This window comes from Flavisolibacter ginsengisoli DSM 18119 (assembly GCF_900129295.1).
GTDB lineage: Bacteria > Bacteroidota > Bacteroidia > Chitinophagales > Chitinophagaceae > Flavisolibacter > Flavisolibacter ginsengisoli.
Window position 1 is genome coordinate 136518 of the sequence record NZ_FQUU01000007.1, and the last position, 18691, is coordinate 155208.

Sequence of the window (18691 nt, forward strand, 5' to 3'; positions counted from 1 at the left end):
TACCCATGCAATAGATGAATTGCAACAATTGCAAGCAATCAAATTATCCTCAAAAATCCTATTAAATCCCTTAAATCCTAGTTCTCTTTTTTGTACTGCTTCTCTGCTTCCTGTGCTTTTTTAAAATCCAGCACTACTCCATTGATACAATAACGAAGGCCTGTGGGGGGTGGTCCATCATCAAATACATGTCCCAGGTGCGATTTGCAACGGCCGCACATTACTTCGGTGCGCTTCATTCCATACGCATTATCGGGTGCATAGATAACGCTGCCCTTGCTAACCGGCTGGTAAAAGCTGGGCCATCCGCAACCACTTTCAAACTTGGTATCACTTATAAATAAGGGGTTACCGCAAACAGCGCAGTAGTATGTTCCCTTATCTTTTATATTCTCCAATGGACTACTCCATGGTCTTTCCGTGCCTTTTTCTCTTGCCACCTGGTACACGTCAGCAGGTAGGATCTTCTTCCATTCTGCATCTGTTTTGTTCACATTAGAAGTATCAGAATTGGAATGTACCGGGTTATTTTGATTAGAAGGCTCCATAGCTGTCTGTTTTTTAGATTGAGAATAAGTGCAGAATTGCAATCCCAATGCCAGTGGTAATAAAATAAGTATTCGTTTCATGAAAAAGGTTATCTCAAATTTACGAAGAATGAAAGGGAGCGGTTTTGTAAACAAATGTGAAAGCCTGTGCTGCAACCTTATTTGCTTTTGGTACCCGGTTTATAATAGCGCTTTCGTTTGATAAGTTGTTTATAATGTATAACCTAACTAAAATCATGTGCCTGTAGCAGCAATGAACCCCCGGCGAAGCGCTTTTTCCTTATATTTGTTTTTCAAGCTTAGGAAGCGTCTATGTTCAATTTGATCTTATTTGGCCCCCCGGGAAGTGGAAAGGGCACCCAATCCGAAAAAATAGTAGAGAAGTTTGGTTTGATTCATTTGTCAACAGGCAATTTGCTGCGCCAGGAAATAGCTGATAAAACTCCGCTGGGACTTGAGGCAAGGAACTTTATGGACAAGGGACAACTTGTACCAGATGAGGTAGTGATCGGCATGATCGACTCCTCCCTGGAAAAGCATGCAGATGCCAGGGGCTTCCTTTTCGATGGATTTCCACGTACTATTGCCCAGGCTGAGGCGCTGGACAAATTATTAGCCCTGAAGAAAACCAGTATATGCAAGGTGCTGGCACTTGAGGTTACTGAAGATGAATTGGTGAAAAGACTGGTGAAAAGAGGTGCAACTTCCGGCCGAAGCGATGATACGGACGAGCAGATCATCAGAAGACGCTTTTCTGTATACAAGCAGGAAACAGAACCCGTTGCAGCTTATTATGAAAAAGAGAATAAGCTTGTAAGAATACATGGTGAAGGTTCTGTGGAAGATATCTTCTCTAAATTGAGTGGTTGTATTAACACAGAAATGGAGAAGCACTCAACTGCCATTACAGAAAGCAACACCAATGATGAAGCATAATTAAGCTGTTTATTGACAATATATTTAAGCCCTACGCTGTTGGGGCTTTTTTTATTTTATTGTTTACAGTAAAACAAATTACCACATCCGCAGAGGCCGCAATTTTTCCCTAAATTGGCTGCTATTATAACTTGCTATATGAATGAAGAGAAACTGCAATTTTTAAAGCACAGGCTGGTGATCTTGTTACGCCAGGTTCCTTCAGATACACATCCGCTATGGGGAAAAATGACCTTGCAGCAAATGGTTGAACATTTTTCAGATTCAGTCCGCATTGCTTCAGGCAAAACAACCTATACCAATATTGTAACACCTGAAGAACACCTTGAAAAAATGCGGGTCTTTTTGGCTAGTGAAAAACCATTTAAGGAGAATACTATGAACCCATTGATGCCAGAGGTACCTGCACCTGTCAGGAACCGCTCGGCTGAAGAGGCCATCAGTGAACTCAAAACGGAGTTAGCAGATTTCTTTTCTTACTTCGAAAAGAATCCTATAAAGGCTACACGCAATCCAATATTTGGCGACCTGAACTTCGAAGAGAATGTTCAGTTACTCTATAAACACGCTTTACACCATTTAAAGCAATTTGGAATAACCATTGAAAAACAAACACAGGCATGAACAAACTTGGAAATTATATAACAGGCAAATGGATAACAGGCGATGGAGATGGCCAACCACTTTTTGATGCAGTAACCGGCGAAGGCGTTGCAATAGCTTCAACTAAAGGGCTTGACTTTGCAGGTGTGCTTAAATATGGCCGCGAGGTAGGAAACCCCGCCCTGCGCAAAATGACCTTTCATGAAAGAGGCCGGATGCTAAAGGCGCTTGCCACTCATCTCATGGAAAGAAAAGAGCAGTTTTACAAGATCAGCTACCATACCGGTGCCACAAGGGCAGATAGCTGGATAGATATAGAAGGCGGTATAGGCAACCTGTTTTCAAATGCTTCGCTGAGGCGCAAGTTTCCTGACCTTCCCTACACTACCGATGGAGATCCTATCGGACTGAGTAAGGAAGGCAATTTCATGGCACATCACCTGCTGGTGCCAAAAGAAGGGGTGGCTGTACATATCAATGCCTATAATTTTCCCGTATGGGGCATGCTGGAAAAATGTGCTGTTAACTGGCTTGCAGGGGTACCGGCCGTAGTAAAGCCAGCAAGTATCACCTCCTATCTTACTGAAGCTGTAGTGAGAGAGATCATTGCTTCTGGTATACTGCCTGAAGGGGCACTTCAGCTACTGTGTGGTAGCGCCGGCGATATGCTTGACCATGTAATGGCGCAGGATGTAGTAACGTTCACAGGCTCTAAGACCACAGGTTTGATGCTGAAGTCTCACAAGAACATACTGGAAGAAACAGTTCCTTTCAATATGGAAGCAGACTCATTGAATGCGCTGGTACTAGGCACTGATGTAACCCCTGGCAGTCCTGAGTGGGATATCTTTATAAAAGAGGTGCGTAAAGAAATAACTGTCAAGGCAGGACAAAAATGCACCGCTATCAGGCGCATATTTGTTCCACAACATTTATTGGAAGATGCTTCTATAGCTTTAGGCAAAGCATTATCTCAAACCATAATAGGCAACCCCCTTAATGAAAAGGTTAGGATGGGATCATTAGCGAGCCTGGGCCAGCGCGACGAGGTGAAGCAGAACATTCAAAAACTATTAGCCGGCGCTCAAATAGTTTATGGATCACTTGACAGCCTGGAAGTTTTAGATGCCGACGCCAAAAAAGGCGCCTTCCTGTCTCCCATACTACTGCTGAATGAACAACCTTTCCGAACTGAAACCGTGCATGACATAGAATGCTTTGGACCTGTCAGTACTATCATGCCTTACGATGGTATAGCTGAAGCCATTACACTTGTTAAAAAAGGAAAAGGATCTCTTTGTTGCTCTATTGTCACCAATGATGATCGCTTAGCCACAGAATTTGTGATAGGGGCCGCCACCCATCATGGGAGGATATTGGTATTGAACCGGGATGATGCCAAAGAAAGCACTGGTCATGGCTCACCGCTTCCGCTTCTCGTTCATGGAGGTCCTGGCCGGGCAGGTGGTGGTGAGGAAATGGGTGGTGTCAGGGGAGTGAAACATTATATGCAGCGTGTGGCCATCCAGGGCTCACCTACTACCATTACCGCTATCACCAAATCATTCCAGCCAAATGCCAAAGGCATACAAAGCATTGTGCATCCTTTCCGTAAATATTATGAAGAACTACAGGTTGGCGACCAGGTAATCACAGCCAAAAGAAAGATCACCCCGGAAGACATCGATGCCTTTGCCGGGTTAAGTGGTGATCATTTTTATGCGCATAAAAAAGACACTGATTTCACAGGCACCATGTTTGAGCAACAGGTTGCACATGGTTATTTTATATTAAGTGCTGCTGCTGGCTTGTTTGTCGATGGCAGTGAACTGGGCCCTGTTTTGCTGAATTATGGTATAGATGAGCTACGGTTTACTAAACCCGTATATCCAGGAGCAGAACTGACCGTAAGGTTCACCTGCAAGGAAAAAATACCACAAGACCTCAAAGATGAAAATGATATACCAAAAGGAATCGTGAAATGGCTGGTCGAAATGCTGGACGAGACGGGGGAGCATGTGGGGATAGCCACCATCCTTACCATGGTAAAAAGAAAATAATAAATAATTACCTGCACGATTACAAAGGCACAAGTTCCCGCTTGTGCCTTTGTAGTACTGGTATTATTTTTTAATACCTATAAATAGTATTCAATAAATACAGGTTTAGGACAACAACTCTTTCGCATACAATCTTGCGGGTATTCAATAATTTTGAACCAGGCAAAGAGGAAATTACCCGGCCTTCTTTCTTTTATAAAAAATGTAGCTATGGCAAAAGACATGACCAATGGATATGTAAACACAGAAACGCATAATGGAATAACAACAATAGAATTCTTCCATCCGCAAAGTAATTCTTTGCCCTATAGGCTTTTGGAAGACCTGGCAAATGAGGTACATGCGGTAGGCACTGACAAGGAAACGAAAGTGATCATCATTCGGTCATATGGAGACAAAGCATTTTGTGCAGGAGCTTCTTTTGACGAGCTAACACAAATAGAAAATGAAAAGAAAGGCTTCCATTTCTTTAGCGGTTTTGCCAATGTGATCAATGCCATGAGAAAATGTCCAAAGTTGATCATTGGCCGTATACATGGTAAATGTGTAGGAGGCGGTGTAGGCCTGGCTGCGGCTATGGATTATGCTATTGCCCTGGAAGGCGCTGAAATAAAACTGAGTGAATTGGCTATTGGTATTGGCCCATTTGTGGTTGGCCCGGCCATCCAGAGAAAATTAGGCTTATCTGCTTTTTCCCAACTAGCCATAGATGCGGGCATGTGGCGCAATGGTGACTGGGCACGCCGGAAAGGATTGTATGCAGAATTACATCCATCGCTGGAAAGTATGGACGAATCCATATCACGTCTTTCAAACCAGCTGGCTAAGAGTAGTCCTGAGGCCATGTCAGCCTTAAAGAAAACATTATGGCAGGGAACAGAAGATTGGGATGATCTGTTAAGCAACAGGGCTGAGATCAGCGGACGCCTGGTGCTAAGCAATTTTACCAGGGAAGCAATTTCCAAATTCAAGAACAAGGTTTCCTAAAAATTTAATTACATAGGTAAGGCTGGCACACTGCCAGCCTTCTTTTTATTCCATGATTGAACGGTTCTCAGAAGCAACTTTACCCGGGTTATATACAACTATCACTCAAAAGGATGATCACCTGCACATGATCGTAAATGAATATGGTCATCCTCCCCTGTGGATACGACCAAATAATTTTGAAACACTGGTACTTACCATCCTGGAACAACAGGTATCGCTGGCCTCGGCTTATGCAGCTTATAAAAAATTAAAAGAACGCATCGGCACCATTACACCAATAGCCTTACTACAGCTTTCTGATGAGGAACTGCGCAACTGTTATTTAAGCCGGCAAAAGATCGTCTATACCAGGGAGTTAGCAAAGGCTTTGAATAACAATTCCATCAGCCTGAGAAAGCTGCACCATCAGCCCGACGATGTGGTGCGGCAGGAATTAAAAAACCTAAAAGGCATTGGCGACTGGACGGTGGACATATACCTCTTGCATGCGCTGCGCCGCACTGATATCTTTCCGGTTGGTGACCGCGCACTCCTGAACGCTATTAAAATGGTAAAAGGAATAGACAAGCTTTCAAAAGAAGAGGCGCTGGAAATGGCAGCACCCTGGAGGCCCTACCGTTCAATAGCTACCATGTTGTTCTGGCACTATTATATAAAAAAGAAAAACATCAAAATCCTGCATTGATATATTCGTATGGTAGTGGTGCCTGGGCAAATAAAAAGCACTCCAGGAGAAGTGCTTTGATTCTATTTGAAAGAATGCTTTATTTAGTTGCGAAGCTTATTACATATACAACCCACCATCCACACTCAGCACCTGCCCTGTTACATAAGCGCTAAGTTCAGATGCAAGGAATAAGGTAACATTGGCAATATCATCGGCAGTACCAAAACGACCTAATGGAATCCCTGCCTTGTATTTATCCGCCTGCTCACCTTCTTTCAGGTAGCCTGTCATATCTGTTTCTACGAATCCGGGAGCGATGGCATTGCAACGGATGTTGCGGCTACCTAATTCTTTTGCTACTGACTTGGTAAAACCTATAATACCAGCCTTTGATGCTGCATAGCTGCTTTGACCTGCATTACCCATCAACCCTATCACAGAGCTCATGTTGATGATGCTGCCAGTCTTAGCTTTCATCATAGGCCGGATTACCTGCTTGGTCATGTTGAACACACTTTTCAGGTTGATGGTCATCACATCATCCCATTGTTCTGGTGTCATGCGCAGTAGTAAATTATCTTTAGAGATCCCTGCATTATTGACACAGATATCAACCTGTCCCAATTCTTTGATCACATTATTCACCAGGGTTTCACACTCAGCAAACTCTCCGGCATTGCTTCTATAAGCTTTTGCTTTCACACCCATAGCAACTAATTTTCCTTCTAAAGCCTGTGCTCTTTCAGCGCTGCTTTCACTTATATAGGTAAACGCTATACTGGCGCCATGTTCAGCTAATTTCAAAGCAACCCCCTCGCCTATTCCGCGTGCAGCACCGGTGACAATGGCAACTTTTCCTTCCAATAATTTCATGCATTAAATTTTACAGGCAACAAATGTAGGTTACACCAGGAAAATGGGAATAGAAATTTAGAAAGGACAACCAGTAAAATACTAATAGCTAGAGCATGAAGGATTTAATATCCTCAATGATGGTCCTTTCATTAGACAACCGGGGCACCTTGTGCTGTCCGCCAAGCTTTCCTTTACTGCTCAACCAGTTGGTAAATGTATTAAGTGGAACAGATTTAATAAGGGGCATTCTTAAAGCTATGTCTTTATAGCGTTTGGCCTCATAATCACTGTTGATATTCTTTAATGCAATATCAAGTTCTGAAGTAAAACCTTCCAAATCCTTCGGTTCCTTTTCAAATTCAATCAGCCATTCATGAGCGCCATTTCCTTCTTCCGAAAAATACACAGGTGCGGCAGAATAATCTTTCACCACTGCCCCTGTCTTTTGGCTTGCAACAGCAATGGCCTGATCGGTATTATCAATAATGATCTCCTCACCAAAAGCATTGATATAATGTTTGATGCGGCCTGATACTTTAATGCGGAATGGGTCAAGCGAAACAAATTGAATGGTATCACCCACCAGGTAACGCCATAGCCCGCCATTGGTTGTGATCACCAGGGCATAGTTCACTCCTGTCTGCACATCATCCAGTTGTATGGTTTCAGGAAATTCTTTCCCATATTCACTTAAGGGCATGAACTCATAAAAAATACCATGATCACACATCAGCAGCATACCTTCCTTGGTCACATCATCCTGCGCAGCAAAAAATCCCTCCGATGCATTATACATCTCCAGGTAATTGATAGGTGCACCTATTAACTTTTCAAATTGTTGTTTATAGGGAACAAAGCTTACACCTCCATGCATATACAATTCAAGACTCGGCCACACCTCTTTAATTGTTTGCTTTCCGGTAATTTCCAGGATACGCTTCAACAATACAATGAGCCAGGTAGGCACGCCGGCCATAGATGTCACATTCTCTAATATGGTTGATTGTGCCAGCTTTTCAATCTTGCTTTCCCATTCATCCATCAATATGATGGAGGTATCAGGTGTCCTGATCCAGTTGGACCAGAATGGTGAATTCTGCACGATCACTGCACTCAGGTCACCACAATGCACTTCTTCATTTACCTGGCTTATCTGGTGGCTGCCACCAATGATGAGACTTTTACCAGTTAAAAGATCGCTTTCGGGATGCGAAGCATAATAGAAACTCAATACATCCTTCGATGCCTTATAATGATTGTCCTGCAGGCTTTCTTCACTTACAGGGATGAATTTGCTTTTATCACTGGTAGTACCGCTGCTTTTGGCAAACCAGGATATAGGCGTATTCCATAGTATGTTTTCTTCCCCCTTCATCATTCGTTCAATAAAGGGTTTCAGGCTATCATACTCTTGTATAGGAACTGTATTTTTAAAATCTTCCAAAGACTGTATATGCGAGAAATTATACATTCTGCCAAACTCCGTATACTGTCCGGCAGCAAAGAGATCCTGCCATACATCAAATTGGTTGGAAGCTGCATCACTCATCCATTTTTCAATGGACCAAAGGCGCCAGCGGGCAAAACGTGATATGGCAGGGCTAAGCAACTTCATGAGTCTCGGCAAAATACGAAAGAAGCATCAATAAAAAGGGGAAAAACAAGCTATGGTAATACAACAGCGGCCTGAGCCATAATGGGATTATTGATCCTAAACAATAGTCTACAAGCTATCAGTTAAGGCTTCAGGGTTTAGATCCTGTAATAGATAATCTTTTCTTTTCAACTCAAAATTTCTACCCAGGTACAGCTTTTTCACCTGCTCATCCTCTGCCAGTTCTTCTGCTGTTCCATGTTTAAAGATCTTTCCTTCAATAAGAAGATAAGCTCTGTCGCAGATCGATAGAGTTTCAGTTACATTATGATCGGTGATCAATATGCCGATATTCTTGAACTTTAATTTTGCCACAATAGCCTGTATATCTTCCACTGCAATAGGATCAATACCTGCAAAAGGTTCATCGAGCAATATAAACTTGGGGTCCACAGCAAGGGCCCTTGCAATTTCGGTTCTTCTCCTTTCACCACCACTCAACACATCACCATGACTTTTGCGCACATGTGTCAGCCTGAATTCTTCCAGTAATGACTCAAGTTTTTCCCTTTGTTCCTTCTTAGGGAGCCTGGTCATTTCAAGGACTGCCTTGATATTATCTTCCACACTCAGCTTACGGAAAACCGAAGCTTCCTGCGGCAGGTACCCTATACCCATCTGGGCTCTTTTATACATCGCCAAAGGGGTAATATTTTCGTCATTGAGATATACCTCTCCCTCATCTGGCTTGATCAAACCTACCACCATATAGAAAGTAGTGGTCTTGCCTGCTCCATTTGGTCCCAGCAATCCCACGATCTCTCCCTGCTTTACCTCAATGGATGTATGGTTCACCACCGTCCTGTCTCCATATCGCTTTACCAGCTCATTGGTATGTATTCTAATGCTCAAAAAGAAAATTTTGGTAAAAATAATTGTTTCAGGGCTTGCTGAACAGTTAAACAATTGCCTGTTATACTATGAACCGGCAAAACCTCCTTAAGCTTTTAAGATCCAATATTTATACAGGCTGAAATAACAGCCATAATAAAATGCTATAATCAACTTGTGTCCGTCAACTTATCAACTTTAGCTAAGTTTGCGCCAGTTTATGAAAGTAATCGACCACATCAGGGAATCAAAAGGAACACATATTTCCTTCGAAATATTGCCACCATTAAAAGGGAAAGGTATCAATGCACTTTGGGAGCACCTTGACCCTTTACTGGAATTCAAACCATCTTTTATCAATGTTACCTACCACCGCAGCGAAAGCATGTTCAAACGCAAGAGTGATGGCACTTTTGACAAGGTAGAGGTGCGTAAGCGTCCAGGAACTGTAGGAATTTGCGCAGCCATTCAGAATCGATATAAGGTAGACGCTGTAGCTCACCTGATATGCGGAGGCTTCAGCAGGCAGGAAACCGAGGATGCATTGATAGACCTGAACTTCCTTGGTGTGGATAATGTACTTGTGCTGCGTGGTGATGCGCCAAGGAATGAGTCATTCTTTGAGCCTGAGCCAGGGGGCCACCGCTATGCCATAGAACTAATGAACCAGGTAATGAACATGAACAATGGGATCTACCTCGAGGAAGACCTGAAGAATGCCGTCAAAACAAACTTCTGTATAGGGGTGGCAGGATATCCCGAGAAGCATTTTGAAGCACCCAATATGCAAACCGACCTTCAATACCTGAAGGCCAAGGTAGATGCCGGTGCTGAATACATTACCACGCAAATGTTTTTCGATAACAAGAAGTATTTCGATTTTGTTACTGCCTGTCGTAATGCAGGTATCAATGTTCCCATCATTCCAGGGCTGAAACCTGTTAGCACTAAAAAACAACTAACCGTGGTGCCCCGAACCTTTCATGTGGATATCCCGGCAGATCTTTCCGGTGAGATATTAAAATGCAAAACAGATGCGGATGTTGAAATCGTAGGCACGGAATGGCTGTTGCAACAATCAAAAGAATTAAAAGCTGCGGGTGTTCCTGTACTTCACTATTATACTTTAGGCAAGCCTAATATCATTTCCAACGTAGTAAAAGCGATCCTATAAAAAAGAATAGAGGCCTTTGGAAAGGCCTCTATTCTTTTTGAGCTATAAGTTCATCCCACTGGTTAATACTTTTTATTACGCTTTAATTCTTCCAGTGCTTTCTGGTTCATAACAACAGGGTATTTCTTTTTCAATTTATCCAGCCAATCTTTTTCCAGTTGCGCCTGGTAATCTGTGATCACCAATCCTTTAGCATCGGCAAAATTCCTGGGCTCAGCTTGGGGGTAATATTTCAATATATAGGCAAAAGAAGCCGTGTTATCTGATTTATTGACCAACGGAGCAGTGATCGTTCCTGGTGTTAATGATAAATGTGAAGGATTAGGCAATTGCTCCAGTTCAAAGCGGGATGAATCTGCAGCGATCTTTTCACTTCTTTCACTCACCAATGTTCTCCATTGTGCAGGATCTTTTTTAAGTTCTGTAGACAATTCAGTGGCACTTGTCAAATCATTAGCATAGAAGATCACCGCATCCGCACTTTGCTTCCAGTTGTATTTATTCTTATGAGCGTTATAATAAGATACCAGGGCAGCAGAATCATTTTGAGCTGGTCCCCATACTTCTCTTTGCATGATTTCGAAGAATAAATTTCCATCCCTGAATTCATTGATCTGCTGGCGAAACTCCTCATTGTAATCTTCCAGGTGACGTTGGTAATAATCAAGCGCACTGGCATCAATAAATTCGTCCATCACCTGTGCGTAGGGCTTTATGCCACTGCCATCAGCCCTGAACCTGAAGTTTTGAGCATAATTGATCCAGTCATTCACTGTAACATTTTGCTTCCCTACAGTGAATAGAACAGACGCATTGGTAAGATGTAAAGCCGTCTTTGGCGATTGATGGTTAAACACACTGTCTGAATAAGCCCAGAGTTGCGTATTTTCAAAAGCAGCTTTTTTAAACCGGGCATCCTTCATAATTTTCTTTGCCAGCAATGATTTGGTAGTGTTGATTCGATCACTCTGCTCCACCTTGGCCTGCATCTCTGCAAGGGCTGTAGCTGTAGGTTGTGAGGGTATCGCTATTTTACCGATCCTTTTTACAATATGGTAGCCATAAGGTGTAGTAAAGGGAGGGGTTACATCTCCATCTTTAGATAAGGCAAATACTGTCTTTTCAAATACCGGGTCATAATCTCCGGTACCAAATTCCTGCATCTGGCCATTGGAGGCAGCAGATACTATATCATTGCTAAACTGGGCTGCCAACTTACCAAAATCATCACCTTTAAGTATCCTGTTGTATAATGAATCTGCCAACTTCTTTACCGCTGTCTTTGCACTATCATTGGCTTCGGGAGGGAATGCCAATAGAATTTCTGCGGCCTTCATTCTTCCAATTGCCTTTCTTTCGCCCAGGTTTTTGAAGATATGATAACCTGCCCTGGAACGGTAAAGCTTTGAGACTTTACCTACAGGCGTTGTATATGCCAGGTTCTCCAGCTCATAGGGCAAATTAAATACAGTTATAAAGCCTATATCTCCGCCATTGGTTTTGGCAGAAGGATCATCTGAATATTTTTGAGCCAGTTCTGCAAACGGTTTCCCTTTTTTAAGTTCAGCCTGCAGTTCCGCTATGGTTTTGAGTGCATCCAGGGTATCCGACCCTTTAGCAGCAATAAAGATGTGAGCCAGGTGAATCTCCTTTTGTGCCCGGGTAAAGGCCTCCCGTACAAGTTTTTGCGTGCTTTCTTTATCTGTAAGGTATGAAGGTAGTATTTGCTGTCTCAGGCTTTCCAGGTCACTGACTATTTGTGGCAACGTATCATAGCCTTTAGACCTTGCCTCTGCTATCTTTAGCCTGGAAGCTATATACAGGTCAAGGTATTCCATAAAAGCCTTTTCAGTTCTGACACCTGTATTGTTTTTTTGGTAGGCCTTCAGGAATTCATTAACGGAAACAGAGTCCTTTCCATAATGAAATAAGGTTTGAGCTGAAGCCGAAAATGAGGCCCAGAGAAGAGCAAAAGCAATTAGTTTTTTCATAGTTCCTTTAGCGGTTTTTGAGCTTGTATTGCAGTATTTCATCTACCTGTTCAAACGTTACTTTCTTAGCGATAATACGTTTGTCTTTATCAAGCAGGTACAAAGTAGGAAAAGTTTGAACATCATACAACTGTGAATAGCTTGGTATATTGGCGCTGGTGCGTGCCCGGTCATCTTCTTTTGAATAATAAACATTTACCCAGTCGCCGAGGTTATGACCTTTTATGAAGGAAGTCCAGTCCTTCCTGGTGCCATCGGTTTCTTTGGCTAGGGCATATACCTTTAATCCATAACCTTTCCATTTAGCCCTGTACATACTATCCAGTTTGGGTAAGGTCTCCTTGCAATGACCGCAGGTGGGGTCCCATATAGCCACCAGCACAAAGGGAGCTTCAACAGCATAAAGGCTTTTCTTCTGCCCAAGGCTATCGGGCAATTCAATTTCAGCTGCAGGCGACCCCATAATATTTGCCATTAGGCTGTAGGCCCTGTCCGTGATCAGCTTCTTCCCTTTTTCTGTCAGCCAGGGATAGTCCTTTTGCGCAAAATACTTTTCAAAAAGATGTACAAACACGGCATCTTCCCACATGTATTTCTGGTTCAGGTACCTGTTTATAAACTTCAGTAACATGAAACGCTGCATTTCATCATTCACATTGGCATAGCTCATCATCCAGTCCATTTCCTTTATAACAGAATCTGCAGCAGGATATACCAGGTTCTCCATGTATTTATCCACCCGGGCATCAAAAAAAGGTGTTCGGGCCAGGCGGTCATCCATAAGGTTTACATCATCCCAATAATGCTTTTTAAAATAATGATAGGCAAACAGTGAATCGGTTTTTTCTGCCGGGTCATTTTTAGGTACTTCAGGCTCCTTCATGGCCTTCAACAACACGGCAAGGAAGCTTTGAGGTTCCTTAGCTATTAATGATTGCCGGTAATCCCTGATCTTTTTATTCAAGGCATCTATTTGCGAAGTAAGCTTTAATGAATCTTCCTTGTCAGCACCTTTTCTTTTAGCCAGCAAGGCATCAATGGCCCGGCCATTGGTGGTCATGAATTCCTGGTAAGCTTTGAAGGCTACATTTTCAGGTGAATTGGTAAAGCTTACCTTCTGAATGTTGGCTGTATCGCCATGGATGGAGAACTTTTGGTTTTTATCAATCAGTATCTCGAAGTTCTGTGCCCTGTCAGGATAACCTACCAGGTAGATGCCTCCGCCCAATTTTTTGTCGCCCTTAAAAACACCCTCGCTTTTATCATTCAGCATCACAGAATCTACTATGGGCAACTGCCGGCCATAATAATGACCCAGGTAAAGCCATTGGTTCTTAAAAGGCTTCAGTGTAATCCTGATCTCATAGCCATTCTGGGCAAAAAGAGCAAGGGAAAGGAAAGCAGCAAGAAAGGTGGCAGTATATTTCATAGCTTGAATCTATGTGGTAAAAATATCTAAAAAGAGGTCAAACCTGGTTAAAGAGTTGCAAAGACAAACAGGAAAAAATTAGGGCATCCCAGCATTTTAAAACGTAGCGCCTCCATATTGAAAATATAAAACGGTTGATCTCCTGGAAAGGATACCAGCTTTTAGTATCCTTCCTGGCTCCGGGCCTGCCCCCAACCAACTTGCGTTATGCAACGCCTATGTAACGGCTATGTGCCGCCTATGTAACGGCTCTGCAACGGCTCTTTAAAGAGGCGGTATCAACACGTTACATGCCCCTTAGTTGCGTGCTTCATTGATAAAACAACATGTCCCTTACTATTTTCCAGGCAGAACAGCAGTAACTAACATGTATAAATGATATCCTGAACATCACGTATCCAATTTACCAGAGAAGGAATATCATTTCTGTTAGAACCTTCTTAAACCGGCATAGCCTTCCTAAACAAGAGTTCAAAGGCCGTACTTTTACGCCGTGAGAAGCAAAAAGAGTATTGTTTTACAGGATGTACAGGTAGAGAATTATGCCGCAGAAGGAAAGTCGCTGGCCAGGCGTGACGGGAAGGTGATCTTTATAGAAAATGTAGTGCCTGGTGATGTGGTGAATGTGCGCCTGTTGAAAAATAAAAAAGACTGGGCCGAAGGCTACCCCCTGGAATTTAAATCTTATTCAAAGGAAAGAGTGGAACCCTTTTGCCAGCACTTTGGCGTCTGCGGTGGCTGCCAATGGCAAATGCTCCCTTACAAGAAACAATTGGAATATAAACACCAGCAGGTTTATGATAACCTGACAAGGATCGGGAAGATCAGGCTCCCGGAATTCTCACCCATTATTGGGGCAGAAGAAGATAAATTTTACAGGAATAAACTGGAATATACCTTTAGCACCAAGGAATTTACAGTGGCAGCTCCGCCGCGCAGGGTATGGGACAATGAAACGAAGGACCAAACAGAAAATCCAGAAAATTTAAACAAGGAAGGCCTGGATAAGCAGGAAATACCTGTTCCCGGCGCTTTGGGATTTCATGCAAAGGGTTTTTTTGACAAAGTAGTGCATATTGAAAAATGCTGGCTACAGCCTGAGCCCACCAATGCCTTACGCAATGCCATCAGGGATTTTGCCTTTCGTAACAACTATTCTTTCTATGATTTCAGGGGCCACCATGGCTTCCTGAGAAACCTGCAGGTGCGTATATGCACCACGGGCGAAGTAATGGTGAACGTTGTCTTTGGGGAAGAGGACAAAAAGAAAAGGCTGGCTTTGCTACAATTCATTGAACAGGAATTTCCAGCTATCACCACGTTGTTATACACCATTAACCTGAAATGGAATGATTCCCTGCATGACCAGGAGCCTATTGTGTATAAAGGCAAGGGATACGTTATAGAACAATTATCCACCGGTCCTGATGCCGCCCCCTTTCAGTTTAAAATAGGACCAAAGTCTTTTTTCCAGACCAATACCCGCCAGGGCGAAAAGCTTTACCAGGTAACAAAGGAATTTGCAGAACTGGATGGATCGCAGATAGTGTATGATCTTTATTGCGGCACGGGGAGTATAGGCATATTTTGCAGCCAGCATGCCAAAAAGATCATTGGCGTGGAAATGATTGAAGCAGCAGTTGCTGATGCCAAAGAGAATGCAGTTTTGAATAATATTCAGCATGCCGAATTTTACAGCGGCGACGTGATTGATATCTGTAATGATGAATTCTTTCAACAGCATGGCCGCCCGGATGTGATCATTACAGATCCTCCAAGAGCAGGTATGCACGAAAAACTTGTGAGGAAGATACTTGAAATGGAAGCGCCACTGGTAGTTTATGTAAGCTGCAACCCTGCCACCCAGGCAAGGGACCTTGCACTGCTTGATGAAAAATACGAGGTTACCAGGGTGCAGCCTGTTGACATGTTCCCACACACACACCATATTGAAAACGTAGTACAGTTAAAAAGAAAATAAGAATCAAGGATGAGCAATTTCAAATTTACCCGGCCGGATAATTTCCCTCCCATTGTAAAAAATTTGATCATAATCAATGTGCTGGTTTACATCGCCCAGGTAACATTGAAACAATATGGAATAACAGAAAGGATCTCACTTTATCCCATAATGCCTGCTGAATTGCACCAGATACTGGTGGATAATAAAATTTATGAACCCTTTGAGGGGTTTTATCCTTACCAGATAGCCACCCACCTTTTTGCGCATTCACCACAGATGATCATTCATATACTGTTTAATATGTTTGGCTTGTGGATGTTTGGCAGGATACTGGAAAATGTTTGGGGAGCAAAGCGCTTCCTCCTGTTCTATCTTATTTGCGGTGTAGGGGCAGCTGCCTGTCACCTGGCCATCCAGTATTTCAGGTGCCAGGAACTATTGCATGCCATAAAGGCCAATGACCCTATAGCTCAAAATTTGATTGGCGCTGCATCACCCGCATTAGGCGCATCAGGCGCAATTATGGGTATCTTTGCAGCATTCGGATACTTGTTTCCAAACACGGAGTTATATCTCATGTTCATCCCAATCCCTATCAAGGCCAAATGGGCTATGTTGGGATTGGCGGCATATGATCTTTTTGGCGGGGTAGCGAATATGAGCGGCGATAATGTTGCACATTTTGCTCACCTGGGCGGAGCTGTCACAGGATTTATTTTGGTGCTTATATGGAACAAAAGTAGCCGTCGACGGTTTTATTAAGTGGCAGATAAATTGCAGTTTCTTTTTTAATCACTATGAGTTACTATCAACAACAAAACAGACACCGGCTGTCTATAGGCCAGGATGGTAATGCGCTCACCTTACTGATCGCTATAAACCTTGTGGTATTCGTGATCCTGGCTTTTATAAAAGTGATCTATTACTTCAGCCAGGGTGATGCAGGCGTATCCTCGTTTGATAATAATATATTTCACTGGGTGGCCCTGCCGGCGGACCTGAACACTTTTATAACCAGGCCATGGACATTGCTTACCCATATGTTCGTTCACAGCACAGAATCTGTATGGCATATCCTTGCGAATATGTTATGGTTATGGGCTTTCGGGTACATACTCCAGGACCTGGCGGGCAACCGGAAGTTGGTTCCTATATTTTTATATGGTGCTTTGGCTGGCGCTTTTGCCTACATGGCCGCTTATAACCTGATAAACCCTTTAAAGCAAAGCCTTCCCCTGGCTTATGCCTGTGGGGCTTCTGCCGGCATCATGTCAATCGCTATTGCTACTACTACGCTGGCTCCGGGCTACCGGATATTCCCCATGCTTAACGGGGGTATTCCATTATGGGTGATCACTGTTCTTTACCTGATCATTGACCTGGCAACCATACCATACAACAATCCTGGCGGGCATATAGCCCATATTGCAGGTGGTGCCATGGGCTTCCTGTTTATGCGCACGATGCAACGCGGCAGGGATTTGGGAGCCTGGATGAACAACTTCTTTGATTGGGTCAATAATCTCTTTAATCCCGACAAACCTCAAAAAGGTAAGGTAGTTAAAACACAATTATTCTATAAGGCCAGGGTGCAACCTTTTATTAAAACCCCCACGGTAACCCAGCAAAAAGTGGATGACATCCTCGATAAGATCAACCAAAGAGGATATAGCTCCCTTACAGAGGACGAGCGGGAGATCCTGAAAAGAGCGAGTAAGGAAGACATTTAACCATTTTACATAGAAGACAGGTACACGAGAAAGTAACCTTCCCAGGTTTTTGCGGCAATTGCTGAGCAATTAATTCGTTTTAATAAAAGCAATTCCTGAAATTCGTGTAATTCGTCATCTGATGGGAATCAACTACCGGCGCTCTACCAAAATATTATTTATTGTCATCAACCTGGTGGCAGCCATTATATTCCTGCTGGCTTGCTGGGCTCCCTACCTTAACCCTCAAAAGTGGTGGGCACTTTCCCTGATCGGGCTTGGTTTCGCTTTTATTATAGTGACATTACTGGCGTTTATTTTTTTCTGGCTTGTCTTTAACATCAGGTATATTTTCATTTCACTTATTGCACTCACCATAGGATATAAAGCCATCCTGGTTTTCTTTGCTTTTCATAACCCTGATAAATTCGATTATGAGAAGCAAAAGAACACATTAAGAGTAGTACACTGGAATGTAGGGCGCTTTACAGAATGGAAACGGAACAATAACAAAGGAAGCCAGACAAGACTGAAAATGATGGACCTGATAAAGGAACAGAATGCCGATGTTATCTGCATGCAGGAGTTCTTCCATTCAACGGATTCGGTTTATTACGACAACCTGGATTATATAAGCAAGGAACTGAATTACCCCTATTATTATTTCTCCTGGGATGGCGATGGCTATAAGCAATGGGTAGGACAGATCATTTTCTCGCGTTTGCCTATCATAGACACCAGTATGGTTCGCTTTCCGGCCCCCAGCATGCCCGAAGCGTTATTGCAGGCAGATATACTTTTTGGTAAGGACACCATTCGTTTTTATACAACACACCTGCAATCAGTAAGGTTTGGGAAGGAGGATTTTGAACGCCTTCACCGTATTAAAAAAACGGATGAGACCATGGTGGAAGACTCAAAGAACATTTTTGTAAAATTGAAAAGAGGTGTAGTGAGGCGTTGCATCCAGGCAGATATGGTCAGGCAGGTCATCTCCACATCTCCCTACCCCTACATACTTACCGGAGATTTTAATGATGTGCCGAATTCCTATACCTATTTTACCATCAGGGACCAAGACCTGCAGGATGCTTTCCTGGAAACAGGGCTGGGTGTTGGCCGAACCTATTCCTACATAGCCCCAACACTACGCATTGATTATATTTTCACTACCAGGGACTTTGCCATTCGCCAGTTCAACCGGATTATCAAAAATTACTCTGACCATTATATGCTTGTGACTGATGTTGCGCTCAATAAATAAGTAATAGACAGTTAAAC

General features: G+C 43.1%; 16 protein-coding genes. 10 read left to right on the forward strand and 6 right to left on the reverse strand.

Annotated features, from left to right (window positions below):
• Window positions 1–77: 77 nt before the first annotated feature.
• Window positions 78–629: a peptide-methionine (R)-S-oxide reductase MsrB gene (gene msrB, locus BUA53_RS10005; protein WP_072835236.1), complete on the reverse strand. Its 552-nt coding sequence runs from the start codon at window positions 627–629 to the stop codon at window positions 78–80.
• Between the two features lie 231 nt (window positions 630–860).
• Between msrB and BUA53_RS10010 the strand changes: the two genes are divergently transcribed.
• From BUA53_RS10010 to BUA53_RS10030, 5 genes are all read left to right on the forward strand, one after another.
• Entirely contained in the window at window positions 861–1484 is a 624-nt protein-coding gene (locus tag BUA53_RS10010) for an adenylate kinase (protein WP_072835237.1), read from the forward strand.
• Between the two features lie 138 nt (window positions 1485–1622).
• Window positions 1623–2108: a hypothetical protein gene (locus BUA53_RS10015; RefSeq protein ID WP_072835238.1), complete on the forward strand. Its 486-nt coding sequence runs from the start codon at window positions 1623–1625 to the stop codon at window positions 2106–2108.
• Window positions 2105–4147 (forward strand): phenylacetic acid degradation bifunctional protein PaaZ, encoded by a 2043-nt coding sequence (paaZ, locus tag BUA53_RS10020; RefSeq protein WP_072835239.1) that lies wholly within the window; start codon window positions 2105–2107, stop codon window positions 4145–4147. Before BUA53_RS10015 ends, paaZ begins: the two co-directional genes overlap by 4 nt.
• 210 nt (window positions 4148–4357) lie before the next feature.
• A complete protein-coding gene (locus BUA53_RS10025; RefSeq protein ID WP_245793083.1) occupies window positions 4358–5134 on the forward strand; it encodes an enoyl-CoA hydratase/isomerase family protein in 777 nt (258 codons plus the stop codon).
• 52 nt (window positions 5135–5186) lie between these two features.
• The gene (locus BUA53_RS10030; protein ID WP_072835240.1) at window positions 5187–5822 is read left to right on the forward strand and encodes a DNA-3-methyladenine glycosylase family protein; all 636 of its coding nucleotides are present in this window, start codon (window positions 5187–5189) and stop codon (window positions 5820–5822) included.
• A 99-nt stretch (window positions 5823–5921) separates the two neighbouring features.
• On the opposite strand, the gene fabG is transcribed toward BUA53_RS10030, so the two are convergent.
• From fabG to lptB, 3 genes are all read right to left on the reverse strand, one after another.
• Window positions 5922–6677, reverse strand: a complete 756-nt coding sequence (gene fabG / locus BUA53_RS10035; protein WP_072835241.1) for a 3-oxoacyl-[acyl-carrier-protein] reductase — start codon at window positions 6675–6677, stop codon at window positions 5922–5924.
• Between the two features lie 88 nt (window positions 6678–6765).
• The gene (locus BUA53_RS10040) at window positions 6766–8274 is read right to left on the reverse strand and encodes a GH3 auxin-responsive promoter family protein (RefSeq protein ID WP_072835242.1); all 1509 of its coding nucleotides are present in this window, start codon (window positions 8272–8274) and stop codon (window positions 6766–6768) included.
• A gap of 108 nt (window positions 8275–8382) precedes the next feature.
• Complete coding sequence (lptB, locus tag BUA53_RS10045; protein ID WP_175546054.1) at window positions 8383–9165, reverse strand: LPS export ABC transporter ATP-binding protein; 783 nt, start codon at window positions 9163–9165, stop codon at window positions 8383–8385.
• A gap of 199 nt (window positions 9166–9364) precedes the next feature.
• Between lptB and metF the strand changes: the two genes are divergently transcribed.
• Window positions 9365–10318, forward strand: a complete 954-nt coding sequence (gene metF, locus BUA53_RS10050) for a methylenetetrahydrofolate reductase [NAD(P)H] (RefSeq protein WP_072835243.1) — start codon at window positions 9365–9367, stop codon at window positions 10316–10318.
• A 62-nt stretch (window positions 10319–10380) separates the two neighbouring features.
• On the opposite strand, the gene BUA53_RS10055 is transcribed toward metF, so the two are convergent.
• Window positions 10381–12309: a peptidylprolyl isomerase gene (locus tag BUA53_RS10055; RefSeq protein WP_175546055.1), complete on the reverse strand. Its 1929-nt coding sequence runs from the start codon at window positions 12307–12309 to the stop codon at window positions 10381–10383.
• A gap of 7 nt (window positions 12310–12316) precedes the next feature.
• Window positions 12317–13738 carry a TlpA family protein disulfide reductase gene (locus BUA53_RS10060; protein ID WP_072835245.1) on the reverse strand — a complete coding sequence of 474 codons (1422 nt, stop codon included), beginning with the start codon at window positions 13736–13738 and terminating at the stop codon, window positions 12317–12319.
• 493 nt (window positions 13739–14231) lie between these two features.
• On the opposite strand from BUA53_RS10060, the gene rlmD reads away from it, so the two are divergent.
• From rlmD to BUA53_RS10080, 4 genes are all read left to right on the forward strand, one after another.
• Window positions 14232–15719, forward strand: a complete 1488-nt coding sequence (gene rlmD / locus BUA53_RS10065; RefSeq protein ID WP_072835246.1) for a 23S rRNA (uracil(1939)-C(5))-methyltransferase RlmD — start codon at window positions 14232–14234, stop codon at window positions 15717–15719.
• 9 nt (window positions 15720–15728) lie between these two features.
• Window positions 15729–16463: a rhomboid family intramembrane serine protease gene (locus BUA53_RS10070; protein WP_072835247.1), complete on the forward strand. Its 735-nt coding sequence runs from the start codon at window positions 15729–15731 to the stop codon at window positions 16461–16463.
• A gap of 35 nt (window positions 16464–16498) precedes the next feature.
• Window positions 16499–17431 carry a rhomboid family intramembrane serine protease gene (locus BUA53_RS10075; RefSeq protein WP_072835248.1) on the forward strand — a complete coding sequence of 311 codons (933 nt, stop codon included), beginning with the start codon at window positions 16499–16501 and terminating at the stop codon, window positions 17429–17431.
• 121 nt (window positions 17432–17552) lie between these two features.
• Window positions 17553–18674, forward strand: a complete 1122-nt coding sequence (locus BUA53_RS10080; RefSeq protein ID WP_072835249.1) for an endonuclease/exonuclease/phosphatase family protein — start codon at window positions 17553–17555, stop codon at window positions 18672–18674.
• Window positions 18675–18691 lie beyond the last annotated feature (17 nt).

Bases quoted from the DNA above. Each gene is read 5' to 3' on its own strand.
- paaZ (WP_072835239.1), top strand. From the start codon at position 2,105: ATGAACAAACTTGGAAATTATATAACAGGCAAATGGATAACAGGCGAT.
- BUA53_RS10030 (WP_072835240.1), top strand. From the start codon at position 5,187: ATGATTGAACGGTTCTCAGAAGCAACTTTACCCGGGTTATATACAACT.
- BUA53_RS10040 (WP_072835242.1), bottom strand. From the start codon at position 8,274: ATGAAGTTGCTTAGCCCTGCCATATCACGTTTTGCCCGCTGGCGCCTT.
- BUA53_RS10015 (WP_072835238.1), top strand. From the start codon at position 1,623: ATGAATGAAGAGAAACTGCAATTTTTAAAGCACAGGCTGGTGATCTTG.
- BUA53_RS10055 (WP_175546055.1), bottom strand. From the start codon at position 12,309: ATGAAAAAACTAATTGCTTTTGCTCTTCTCTGGGCCTCATTTTCGGCT.
- BUA53_RS10010 (WP_072835237.1), top strand. From the start codon at position 861: ATGTTCAATTTGATCTTATTTGGCCCCCCGGGAAGTGGAAAGGGCACC.
- BUA53_RS10075 (WP_072835248.1), top strand. From the start codon at position 16,499: ATGAGTTACTATCAACAACAAAACAGACACCGGCTGTCTATAGGCCAG.
- metF (WP_072835243.1), top strand. From the start codon at position 9,365: ATGAAAGTAATCGACCACATCAGGGAATCAAAAGGAACACATATTTCC.
- BUA53_RS10070 (WP_072835247.1), top strand. From the start codon at position 15,729: ATGAGCAATTTCAAATTTACCCGGCCGGATAATTTCCCTCCCATTGTA.
- BUA53_RS10080 (WP_072835249.1), top strand. From the start codon at position 17,553: ATGGGAATCAACTACCGGCGCTCTACCAAAATATTATTTATTGTCATC.
- BUA53_RS10025 (WP_245793083.1), top strand. From the start codon at position 4,358: ATGGCAAAAGACATGACCAATGGATATGTAAACACAGAAACGCATAAT.
- fabG (WP_072835241.1), bottom strand. From the start codon at position 6,677: ATGAAATTATTGGAAGGAAAAGTTGCCATTGTCACCGGTGCTGCACGC.
- msrB (WP_072835236.1), bottom strand. From the start codon at position 629: ATGAAACGAATACTTATTTTATTACCACTGGCATTGGGATTGCAATTC.
- BUA53_RS10060 (WP_072835245.1), bottom strand. From the start codon at position 13,738: ATGAAATATACTGCCACCTTTCTTGCTGCTTTCCTTTCCCTTGCTCTT.